The sequence below is a fragment of the Pseudomonas fluorescens HK44 genome, from assembly GCF_000217955.3.
Taxonomy (GTDB): domain Bacteria; phylum Pseudomonadota; class Gammaproteobacteria; order Pseudomonadales; family Pseudomonadaceae; genus Aquipseudomonas; species Aquipseudomonas fluorescens_AQ.
In genome coordinates this window covers 42,164-52,898 of sequence record NZ_AFOY02000020.1, presented here as the reverse complement: position 1 = coordinate 52,898, position 10,735 = coordinate 42,164, and the positions used below count along the sequence as shown (strand labels likewise).

Here is a 10,735-nt window from a genome sequence, read left to right as displayed (position 1 = left end):
TTTTTTTGTGATGAAAATCAGTCGATTAAAAATCTCACGCGTGAGTTATTGAGAGTGCTTGAATTTATCTGTAGTGTTCTCACGCGTGATACAAAAAAGCGGAGCCACTGCAATGAAACGTCGCTCTCCAGCAGCCTCAGACACAACACCCGCGAGCAGCCAGGGAGAGCGCTCGAAACCTTCCGCGAAAAAACCATCGAGCTTCTATATGAAGCAGATGCGCGGAGGACTTAGCGCCGCCGGCTATGTGAAACATGAAACTTGGGTGCTTCCCGAAAACCGGAGCCTGCTCAAGCAAATGGAGAAACAGCTACGCCAGCCGATCCTGGCTGGTTCATTCATGTTGGAGGATTACATGAGCGCAGGTAACAACTGGAACATCGATCGCCTCTTCAGCGCCCTGCAGGCCCTTGATGAGGTGGTATCCAACGAAATCACCCTGACGTTGATTCAAGGCTCCGAGCAGAGCATCAAGCTTGAAATGAACGAGTTTGGCGGGCTGCCGATTTACATCGCCGTCGTCGGCGAGCAAATCATCGTCGACACGGTGCTGGTCGATCTCGAATCCATCAAGGACGTGCAGCGTTTCAACGATGCCGTGCTGCGCAGCCGGGAAATGTTCCCGCTGTCGTCGATCGGTATCGAATCCATGCCCAACGGGCAGACCGTCTACAGCATGTTCGGCGCACTCAGTTCCGAGTCCAGCCTGACCAACGTCGTGACCGAAATCAAAACGCTCGTCGACAACGTTCAGCGCGCCAGCGAAGCCTTCGAAGGCTTCTTCAACTAATTTCAGGGAGTACCGAGTCATGCAAAACCAATCGATCTGGAGCAAGTTGTTCACCGCACTGCGTGGCGGCGCCAGCGAAGTCGGCGAAGCCATCGCCGACCAACAGGCCCTGCGCATCCTCGATCAGGAAATCCGCGACGCCGACAGCGCCCTGGCAAACGCCAAGCGCGAACTGGTCACCATCATGGCCAAGCACAAACTCTCGGCTGAACGCGTGGCGCAGTACAACGCCAAGATCAAGGACCTGGAATCCAAGGCCATGGCCGCGCTCCAGGCCAACCGTGAAGACCTGGCACTGGAAGTGGCCGAAGCCATTTCGACCCTGACCAACGAACACGACGCCGAACAGAAGCAAACCACCGAGTTCGGTGCCTACGCCGACAAAATGCGCAAGGACATCACCAAGGCCGAAGCCCGCATCAAGAGCCTGCGCCAACAAGTAGACATGGCCAAGGCCCGTGAAAGCGTACAGAAAGCGCAGGTCAGCGCCTCCATCGCCAGTGGCGGCGCCAACGGCAAACTGGAAACCGCCGTCGGCACCTTGAATCGCCTGCAAGCCAAGCAGGAACAACGGGCTGCCGAGCTGGAAGCGAGCGACGAACTGGCGGACGCGTCCACCGGCAACGATCTGGAGCGCAAGCTGCGCGAAGCCGGCATCACCCCCGACCAGGGCAGCGCGAACGCGATTCTGGACCGCCTGAAAAAACAATCGGCCGAGTAACCGGCTTACGCACGCATTCAAAAGGAAGGGCACCGGTGTAATGCCTGTCAGTTAAGGGACTCCGAGTGCAACGCATGACCCGTAGCATCTGGCGAAGCCTGCGTTCGGCTGCGAAGCAGTCGTAAAATCAGGGTATGCGTTACGCCAGGCAGGCAGTGCAAGTAGAGCTCACGACGGCTACGCCGCCGAACGCAGGCTTCGCCAGCTGCTACAGGTCGCGTTACGGCGTAACTGACTGGCATTAACCGGCATGCCCTTCTTTTTGTTGATTCGAGGACAAGGATGGACAGGGTAACCGGCTTCAAGATCATCGCAGGCCTGGCCATGCTGATGGTCGCGATCCACCTGCTGAACGTGCTGACAGGCTACGGCCTGACGATGTTCGGCCTGGTCCCCCGAACCGCCCACGGCCTCGTCGGCATTGTGACCTCACCGTTTCTGCACGCATCCTTTGCCCACTTGATCGCCAACCTGGTGCCATTCCTGGTGCTGGGAACCCTGGTGATCGCCGAGGGCCTCAAACGCTTTGCGGCCGTCAGCGCAATCATCATTCTGCTCGGTGGCTCGCTGGTCTGGCTGTTCGGTTTCAACGGCATTCATGTGGGCGCCAGCGCCTGGGTCTTTGGCCTCTGGGCGTACCTTCTGGCACGTGCCTGGTTCCACCGCAGCTGGAGCAACGTACTGATTGCCGGCATTGTCGCCCTCCTCTACGCAAGCCTGATTTTCGGCTTTATTCCGCGCCAGGGCAGCTCATTTGAAGGGCATATTGGCGGCGCATTCGCTGGATTTATTGCAGCCCGGCTACTTCTCTCCGGGCCGCGCAGCAGGTCTAATGCAGCCCGGTAAACACGCGGGCACGAAAAACGTCCACGGCGGGTTTATTCGTCAAGGACGCGTCACCCCAGGGAGCCAGGGACGAATGTCGATTTTCCTCTTGTTACGTGTGTACGCAGCGTCCTTCTTCCACAAGTCTGGATGGGCCGGCCTTGCCATCGCCTTGGCCTCACACATTGCCACCGCCTGCCTGGGCGAGCTGGCGCGCCTCATCGGCCAACAGCCTTCGATCAACCCGCCCGGCGCCACCCGCGTCCCGGGTGGCGAACACGTCTATATCCCTTCCACCCGCCTGAAGGAAATCACCCATGGGATGGTTTAAACAGTTGATGGGCCTTGAGGCCCCGACACCCAAGGACAGTGCACCGGTTGCCGGCCCCCTCGGGCTCGGCCAGGGCAAAGCGCTGGTGTTCGACACCACCCTCAAGCTGTTGCTCGACGAAAAAACCAGCGTGGTCATTCACGGCACCCAGCAGATCTGGAGCGTCGGCACTGTCGACCTCGGCCAGTCGACCTGGCTTTCGCGCTACTACATGGACGACGAAGACTTCTGGCTGCAGGTCCACACCACCGGTGCCGTCGCCGGCCAGGTCGAGTCGGTGATCCTGTTCAATTACCAAAGCTACGTCACCCTCAACAGTGAATCCGAGCTGCGCAGGCTCGCAGGGCCGAACAGCCTGATCGGTCTGCCGACGTACACCCTTGACGGCGTCGAATACACCCGCGAATGGGGCACCGAGGCCGGGCAGACCGAGCTGGTGGCCTTTACCGAGCAGGTCAGCAATCCGGATCAGTCCTACGCCGTGGAACATCGTTCGATGCTCTACGCCCGCGAGACCGGCCTGACCGACCGCCGCGAATTCCTGCTGTTCTCGGTGGAGGAAGACGCCGAAGGCAGCATCAGCTTGAGCACCTCACTGGGTATCTCGCTGTACACCACCGACCTCACCACAATTTAAAAGGAACAGCCCATGCTAGAAGCACTCTCCGTCTCGCTGAACAAAGCCGCCGTCCTGGGATTTGTTTCGTACATCATCGGTGCCGCCGTGCTGTTCGCGATTTTCCAGTTCGTCTACACCCGCATCACGCCGCACAAAGAGTTCGAACTGATTCGCTCCGGCAACACCGCGGCCGCCATCGCCTTGTCCGGCGCCATCATCGGTTTTGCGATCCCGGCGAGCAATGTGATTGCCTACTCGGTCAGCCTGCTGGACTTCGCGGTATGGGCACTGATTGCCGCAGTGGTGCAACTGCTGGCGTTCCTGATGACCAGCCTGGTGCTCAAAGGCACCTCCGAACGCATCCGTAATGGCGAAATCGCTGCCGCCATCTACGTCGCAGCCGTCGCCATCAGCGTTGGCCTGCTCAATGCTGCGTGCATGACCCCTTCGCAGAACTGATCGCGCCACGGAGGCAATGATGAAACGAAGCAAGTACGTTCAACTGTCCCTGGCGGCATCGGTTGCCGTCGCAATATCAGGTTGCGGGCCGACAGAAAAAACCTACACAGTGAATCAGAAGTTCAACTTTCAATCCGTGCAGCAGTGCGTGGATCAAAAGCTTCCGGTGAGTGTCTGCTCCAATGCCTACATGACCGCCCTCACCGAACACCGTCGCATTGCACCGCTGTACGACAGCCAGGCCGATTGCGATGCCGACTTTGTCGCCGACTGGTGCCAGCAGGACTCCACCGGCAAATTCATTCCAAAGCTTGGCGGCTTCGAGCTGGCAGCCAATGGCCAGGTCACGCAGACCCAGCTGGATGCCGCCAGAGCACAATTGCCCGCCTCCGAAGTGAGCTCGGGCGGTTCAGGCGGAATGGTAAACGGTCTTCTGGCCGGCATGCTGATCAGCAACATGCTGAACAGCAACCGGGGCAGCTACAACTCCGAACCGGTTTACCGCTACCGCGACTCACGTGGCGATTACTCATCGTCGACGCTCAGCCAGCGCATCGCCACGGGCTCGAGCTTCACCAAATCGGACCAGGCGAAATACGGTAGTGGCTACAGCAGCTCCACGTTCAAGTCGAGCAGCTCCAAGCCAATCTCGGTGGAATCGTCCACTTCCCGGGGCGGCTTTGGCAGCCAGGCCAGCGCCCGCAGCGGCTGGGGTGGCTCGAGCAGTTCCGGTCGATCGAGCAGTTAAGGAGCGAGCGCCATGAAGAAAATCCTCTGCCAGGAACGTCACGACTGGAAGCAGACCGCCGAAAACCTCGGCTTCATGTTTCACACCATCGATGACGAACCCTACTGGGACGAAAGCGCGTATTACCAATTCACGCTCAAGCAGATCGAGAACGATCTCGAAGACCCGACTACCGAGATCCATGAGATGTGCATGGACCTGGTCGACCGGGTGGTGCAGAGCGAAGAACTGCTGGAGCGCCTGAGCATTCCGACGCCCTTCTTCGACATGATTCGCACTTCATGGCGCGAAGGCCATCCGCACCTTTACGGTCGCCTGGACTTCTCCTACAACGGCACCGGCCCCGCCAAATTGCTGGAACTCAACTACGACACGCCCACCAGTTTGTACGAGGCCTCGGCGTTTCAATGGGGCTGGTTGGAACAATGCATCGAGCGCGGCTTGCTGCCCAGCCATGCCGATCAGTTCAACAGCATCGACACCAAGCTGCATCAGGCCTTTGCGCAGCTGCAGATCAAACAGCCTTTCTACTTCGCCTCGATGAAACAATCGGTCGAAGACAAGGGCACCACCGACTACTTGCGGCTGATCGCCGAAAAAGTCGGGATCGAGTCACGCCACATCGATATCGAAGACATCGGCCTCAACAGCGAAGGACGATTCGTCGATCTCGAAGAACGCTGGATCCCTCACCTGTTCAAACTGCACGCCTGGGAATTCATTTTCCACGAGCCGTTTGGTGAGGCCATCGCCCAGTGTGACACGCAGTTTTTCGAGCCCGCCTGGAAATCGATCATCTCGAACAAAGGCATCCTGCCCCTGTTGTGGGAGTTCAACAAAGGGCATCCGAACCTGCTCGCCACACACCTGGACCCCGAGCCCGGAAAAGCGGTGCCGAAAGGCTGGGTGCGCAAGCCGTTCTTCTCCCGCGAAGGCGCCAACATCGAACTGCACACCCCGGATGGCCTGGTCGTGAAGGAAGACGGGCCGTACACCGATGCGCCGTTCATCCTTCAGGAGTTCGCCCCGCTACCGAAGTTCGGCGACAGCTACACGTTGATCGGCTCCTGGGTGATCGGCGATCAGGCCGCCGGCATTGGGGTGCGCGAGGACAACAGCTTGATCACCAAAGACTCAAGCCGGTTTTTGCCGCACCTGATACTTGATTGAACGACTTCCACCTCCGGAAAGCGCCCAAAGAAAAAGGCCCGTAGTGTTTGCTACGGGCCTTTTGTCTATATCCGGCGGATCTGATGATTAGAACGGAATATCGTCATCAAAGCTGTCGAAATCCGGAGCTGGCTGCGGTGCGGCCTGCTGTGGTGCCGGAGCCGAACGCTGTTGCGGAGCCGACTGCTGCGGACGCGGCGCTTGCTGACGCGGAGCCGATTGCTGGTAGTTGTTACCGCCTCCGCCCTGGCCCTGTTGGTCGCCCTGTGGACGGCCGCCCAGCAGTTGCATGGTGCCTTGCATGTCGACCACGATTTCAGTGGTGTAACGCTTGATACCGTCTTTTTCCCACTCGCGGGTTTGCAGCTTGCCTTCGATGTAGACCTGCGAACCTTTACGCAGGTATTCGCCGGCGATTTCCGCAACCTTGCCGAACATCGATACACGGTGCCATTCGGTCTTTTCGACTTTCTGGCCGGTTTGCTTGTCGGTCCATTGTTCGCTGGTCGCCAGACTCAGGTTGGTCACGGCGTTACCGTTAGGCAAGTAGCGAACTTCGGGATCCTGGCCGCAAGTGCCGACCAATATGACTTTGTTAACCCCACGGGCCATAACGTTCTCCTAGGCTTCGCACGCGGTCGGGGCCGGGTTGTTGACCAGGCTCTCGAGGGTCGTGCGATCCAATAGTTCGGTGTCCAATTTGATGTAAATGGCCGCTTCATCAGCAACCACCACTGCATCTGTTACCCCAACGACGGCCAGCAGGCGCTCGACCAGACCAGCTTCGCGGATCGCTTCAGGCGATAACGGCAAGCGCAGGCTCGTCACATAGGGAGGTTCACGCATGGTAACAGCAAAGGCCAACCAGAGGGCAGCCAGTCCTGCGCATCCAAGGAACACAACCGACAGACCGCCGTGCTGGAACAACCAGCCCCCCATGATCCCGCCCAGTGCCGAACCGAGGAACTGACTGGTGGAATAAACCCCCATCGCCGTGCCTTTACCGCCTGCCGGTGAAACCTTGCTGATCAGCGACGGCAACGAGGCTTCGAGCAGATTGAACGCGGTGAAGAACACCACCGTACCAATCACCAGAGCCCGCAAGCTGTCGCCGAACTGCCAGAAGAATAGCTCAGTGAGCATCAGCGTACTGACCGCACCGAGTAAAACTCGTTTCATTTTGCGTTTCTTCTCGCCGTAGATAATGAACGGGATCATGGCGAAGAACGAAATCAGCAGCGCGGTCAGGTACACCCACCAGTGCTGCTCCTTGGGCAGCCCGGCTTTCTCGACCAGCGCCAGCGGCAACGCGACGAAGCTCGACATCAACATCGCGTGCAACACAAAAATACCCAGGTCCAGGCGCAGCAGGTCCGGATGCTTGAGCGTCGGGATCAGCGCCTGACGGGCAACGCCGGATTCGCGGTGATGCAACGGACTGGTGGCACGCGGCACCATGAACATCACGATCACGATGCCAAACAACGCCATGCCACCCGTCGCCAGGAACAAGCCGGACAGCCCAAAGGCACGGGTCAGCAATGGCCCGACCACCATGGCCACGGCGAACGACAGCCCGATGGTCATGCCGATCATGGCCATGGCTTTGGTGCGGTGTTGTTCGCGGGTCAGGTCCGACAGCAAGGCCATGACCGCCGCGGAAATCGCCCCGGCGCCTTGCAGGATTCGTCCGGCGATCACGCCCCAGATCGAATCGGCATTGGCGGCCAAAATGCTACCGAGGGCGAAGACGATCAGCCCCAGGTAAATCACCGGGCGGCGACCTATACGGTCGGAAATGATCCCGAACGGAATCTGAAAAATCGCCTGAGTCAGGCCGTAAGCGCCAATCGCCAGACCGATGAGGGCCGGGGTCGCTCCTGCGAGATCCATTCCATAGGTCGCCAACACCGGCAACACCATAAACATGCCAAGCATACGGAAGGCGAACACCAGGGCCAGACCGCTTGCTGCGCGGGTCTCGCCACCACTCATGCGTTCGCTGTGGGGATCGTGCATGGAATAACCTCATGTGAACCGGCGGCGATTCTACCAGTCCCATCGGTTGACGGGGTATAGGGCGACGCTTTGTCGCGAGCCTGCCTCGCGCCGTTGTCAGGCGCCGTTCAGCAAGCGTCACTTGATAGTGTGCATCCATCCAGTATTTGCCCGTATACTCCTACGTTTTCGACGCCCGCCAAGCGAGGCCACCTTGGACAAGATCCTGATTCGTGGGGCTCGAACCCACAACCTGAAGAACATCGACCTGACCCTGCCACGGGACAAACTGATCGTCATCACCGGTTTGTCCGGGTCCGGCAAGTCTTCCCTGGCATTCGACACCTTGTACGCCGAGGGTCAGCGACGCTATGTCGAGTCGCTGTCGGCCTATGCCCGGCAGTTCCTGTCGATGATGGAAAAACCTGACGTCGACACCATCGAAGGTCTGTCGCCGGCCATCTCCATCGAACAGAAGTCGACCTCGCACAACCCGCGTTCGACAGTCGGCACCATCACCGAAATCTACGACTACCTGCGCCTGCTTTACGCGCGCGTGGGTATTCCGCGCTGCCCGGATCACGACATTCCGCTGGAAGCGCAGACCGTCAGTCAGATGGTCGATCTGGTCCTCGCCGAGCCCGAAGGCAGCAAGTTGATGCTGCTGGCGCCGGTGATCCGCGAGCGCAAGGGTGAACACCTTTCGGTCTTTGAAGAACTGCGCGCCCAGGGCTTTGTCCGGGCTCGGGTCAACGGCAAGCTCTTCGAACTGGACGAATTGCCGAAGCTGGATAAACAGAAGAAGCACTCGATCGATGTCGTGGTCGACCGCTTCAAGGTCCGCGCCGACCTGCAACAGCGGCTGGCCGAGTCGTTCGAGACGGCGCTGAAGCTGGCAGACGGGATTGCACTGGTCGCGCCGATGGACGACGAGCCGGGCGAAGAAATGATCTTCTCCGCACGCTTCGCCTGCCCGATCTGCGGCCACGCCATCAGCGAACTGGAACCCAAGCTGTTCTCCTTCAACAACCCGGCCGGCGCCTGCCCGACCTGCGACGGCTTGGGAGTTAAACAGTTCTTCGACATCAAGCGCCTGGTCAATGGTGAGCTGACCCTGGCTGAAGGGGCGATTCGCGGCTGGGACAGGCGCAACGTCTACTACTTCCAGATGCTCGGCTCACTGGCCTCGCATTATGGCTTCAGCCTGGAAGTGCCGTTCAACCAGCTGCCGGTCGATCAGCAAAAGGTCATCCTGCATGGCAGCGGCACGCAGAACGTCGATTTCAAATATTTGAACGACCGTGGCGACATCGTCAAACGCTCGCACCCGTTTGAAGGCATCGTGCCGAACCTGGACCGTCGTTACCGCGAAACCGAGTCCGCGTCGGTGCGCGAAGAACTGGCCAAGTTCCTCAGCACCCAGCCTTGCCCGGATTGCCGCGGCACTCGCCTGCGCCGTGAAGCACGGCATGTATGGGTCGGCGAGAAGACGCTGCCGGCGGTGACCAACCTGCCGATTGGCGATGCGTCCGATTACTTCGGCACGCTGAAACTGACCGGTCGACGCGGCGAAATTGCCGACAAGATTCTCAAGGAAATCCGCGAACGCTTGCAGTTCCTGGTCAACGTCGGTCTCGACTATCTGTCGCTGGACCGCAGTGCCGACACCCTGTCTGGCGGTGAAGCACAACGCATTCGTCTGGCCAGCCAGATCGGCGCCGGCCTGGTGGGCGTGCTGTACATTCTCGACGAACCGTCGATTGGCTTGCACCAGCGCGACAACGATCGACTGCTGGGGACCCTCAAGCATCTGCGCGATATCGGCAACACGGTGATCGTGGTCGAGCACGACGAAGATGCGATTCGTCTGGCCGACTATGTGGTGGACATCGGCCCGGGTGCTGGCGTGCACGGCGGTCACATTGTCGCCGAAGGTACCCCGGCCGAAGTCATGGCGCACCCTGACTCACTGACCGGTAAATACCTGTCCGGCCGCGTGAAGATCGAAGTCCCGGCCAAACGCACGCCACGCAACAAGAAGCTCTCGTTGTCGCTCAAGGGCGCCCGGGGGAACAACTTGCGCGACGTCGATCTGGACATTCCGATTGGCTTGCTGACCTGCGTGACCGGCGTGTCCGGTTCGGGCAAGTCGACGCTGATCAATAACACCCTGTTCCCGCTCAGCGCCACCGCACTGAACGGTGCGACAACCCTGGAAGCCGCAGCCCACGACAGCATCAAGGGCCTTGAGCATCTGGACAAAGTCGTCGACATCGACCAAAGCCCGATCGGTCGTACGCCGCGCTCCAACCCGGCGACCTACACCGGGCTGTTCACACCGATTCGTGAATTGTTTGCCGGCGTGCCGGAATCGCGCTCACGCGGCTATGGTCCAGGGCGTTTCTCCTTCAACGTGAAGGGCGGACGCTGCGAGGCCTGTCAGGGCGACGGTCTGATCAAGGTGGAAATGCACTTTCTGCCGGACATCTATGTTCCGTGCGACGTCTGCAAGAGCAAGCGCTATAACCGCGAGACCCTGGAAATCAAGTACAAGGGCAAGAGCATCCACGAAACGCTGGAAATGACCATCGAAGAAGCCCGGGTGTTTTTCGATGCGGTTCCGGCGCTGGCGCGCAAGCTTCAAACGTTGATGGATGTAGGCCTGTCGTACATCAAGCTGGGGCAATCGGCGACCACCCTGTCGGGTGGTGAAGCGCAGCGGGTCAAACTATCCCGCGAGCTGTCCAAGCGCGATACCGGCAAAACCTTGTATATCCTCGATGAGCCGACCACGGGTCTGCACTTCGCGGATATCCAGCAGCTGCTTGATGTACTCCACCGTCTGCGCGATCACGGCAACACCGTGGTGGTGATCGAGCACAACCTGGATGTGATCAAGACCGCTGACTGGCTGGTGGACCTTGGGCCGGAAGGCGGTTCCAAGGGCGGACAGATCATTGCCGTAGGTACGCCGGAGGAAGTCGCCGAGATGAAACAGTCGTATACCGGTTTCTACCTCAAGCCATTGCTGGAACGCGATCGGGCTTAACGTCCGCGCATGAAAAAGCCCCGGT

The 10,735-nt window shown here is 59.4% G+C and carries 12 protein-coding genes; 10 read left to right on the top strand and 2 right to left on the bottom strand.

Annotation, left to right across the window (positions count from 1 at the left end; all coding sequences use genetic code 11):
* From HK44_RS29965 to HK44_RS25565, 9 genes are all read left to right on the top strand, one after another.
* Positions 1-234, top strand: a 234-nt coding sequence (locus HK44_RS29965; RefSeq protein ID WP_242031598.1) for a hypothetical protein, incomplete at its 5' end; no start/stop codon positions are given.
* Positions 209-790, top strand: coding sequence for a YjfI family protein (locus tag HK44_RS25600; protein WP_242031597.1), 582 nt, complete (start codon positions 209-211; stop codon positions 788-790). The genes HK44_RS29965 and HK44_RS25600, both read left to right, overlap by 26 nt.
* 19 nt (positions 791-809) lie before the next feature.
* The gene (locus HK44_RS25595) at positions 810-1,511 is read left to right on the top strand and encodes a PspA/IM30 family protein (protein ID WP_019693867.1); all 702 of its coding nucleotides are present in this window, start codon (positions 810-812) and stop codon (positions 1,509-1,511) included.
* Between the two features lie 282 nt (positions 1,512-1,793).
* Positions 1,794-2,357, top strand: a complete 564-nt coding sequence (locus tag HK44_RS25590; protein ID WP_019693868.1) for a rhomboid family intramembrane serine protease — start codon at positions 1,794-1,796, stop codon at positions 2,355-2,357.
* Positions 2,358-2,430: 73 nt separating this feature from the next.
* Positions 2,431-2,667: a hypothetical protein gene (locus HK44_RS30710; protein ID WP_019693869.1), complete on the top strand. Its 237-nt coding sequence runs from the start codon at positions 2,431-2,433 to the stop codon at positions 2,665-2,667.
* Positions 2,654-3,304 carry a DUF2491 family protein gene (locus tag HK44_RS25580; RefSeq protein ID WP_019693870.1) on the top strand — a complete coding sequence of 217 codons (651 nt, stop codon included), beginning with the start codon at positions 2,654-2,656 and terminating at the stop codon, positions 3,302-3,304. Before HK44_RS30710 ends, HK44_RS25580 begins: the two co-directional genes overlap by 14 nt.
* A gap of 12 nt (positions 3,305-3,316) precedes the next feature.
* Positions 3,317-3,745 (top strand): DUF350 domain-containing protein, encoded by a 429-nt coding sequence (locus HK44_RS25575; RefSeq protein WP_019693871.1) that lies wholly within the window; start codon positions 3,317-3,319, stop codon positions 3,743-3,745.
* Between the two features lie 19 nt (positions 3,746-3,764).
* Positions 3,765-4,493, top strand: coding sequence for a DUF1190 domain-containing protein (locus tag HK44_RS25570; RefSeq protein ID WP_019693872.1), 729 nt, complete (start codon positions 3,765-3,767; stop codon positions 4,491-4,493).
* Between the two features lie 12 nt (positions 4,494-4,505).
* Entirely contained in the window at positions 4,506-5,663 is a 1,158-nt protein-coding gene (locus HK44_RS25565; protein WP_019693873.1) for a glutathionylspermidine synthase family protein, read from the top strand.
* A gap of 87 nt (positions 5,664-5,750) precedes the next feature.
* Here the strand turns inward: HK44_RS25565 and HK44_RS25560 are convergent, their stop codons facing one another.
* Both HK44_RS25560 and HK44_RS25555 read right to left on the bottom strand, forming a co-directional pair.
* The gene (locus HK44_RS25560; protein WP_019693874.1) at positions 5,751-6,275 is read right to left on the bottom strand and encodes a single-stranded DNA-binding protein; all 525 of its coding nucleotides are present in this window, start codon (positions 6,273-6,275) and stop codon (positions 5,751-5,753) included.
* A gap of 9 nt (positions 6,276-6,284) precedes the next feature.
* Positions 6,285-7,682: an MFS transporter gene (locus tag HK44_RS25555; protein WP_019693875.1), complete on the bottom strand. Its 1,398-nt coding sequence runs from the start codon at positions 7,680-7,682 to the stop codon at positions 6,285-6,287.
* 193 nt (positions 7,683-7,875) lie between these two features.
* Between HK44_RS25555 and uvrA the strand changes: the two genes are divergently transcribed.
* A complete protein-coding gene (gene uvrA, locus HK44_RS25550; protein WP_019693876.1) occupies positions 7,876-10,710 on the top strand; it encodes an excinuclease ABC subunit UvrA in 2,835 nt (944 codons plus the stop codon).
* Positions 10,711-10,735: the final 25 nt, after the last annotated feature.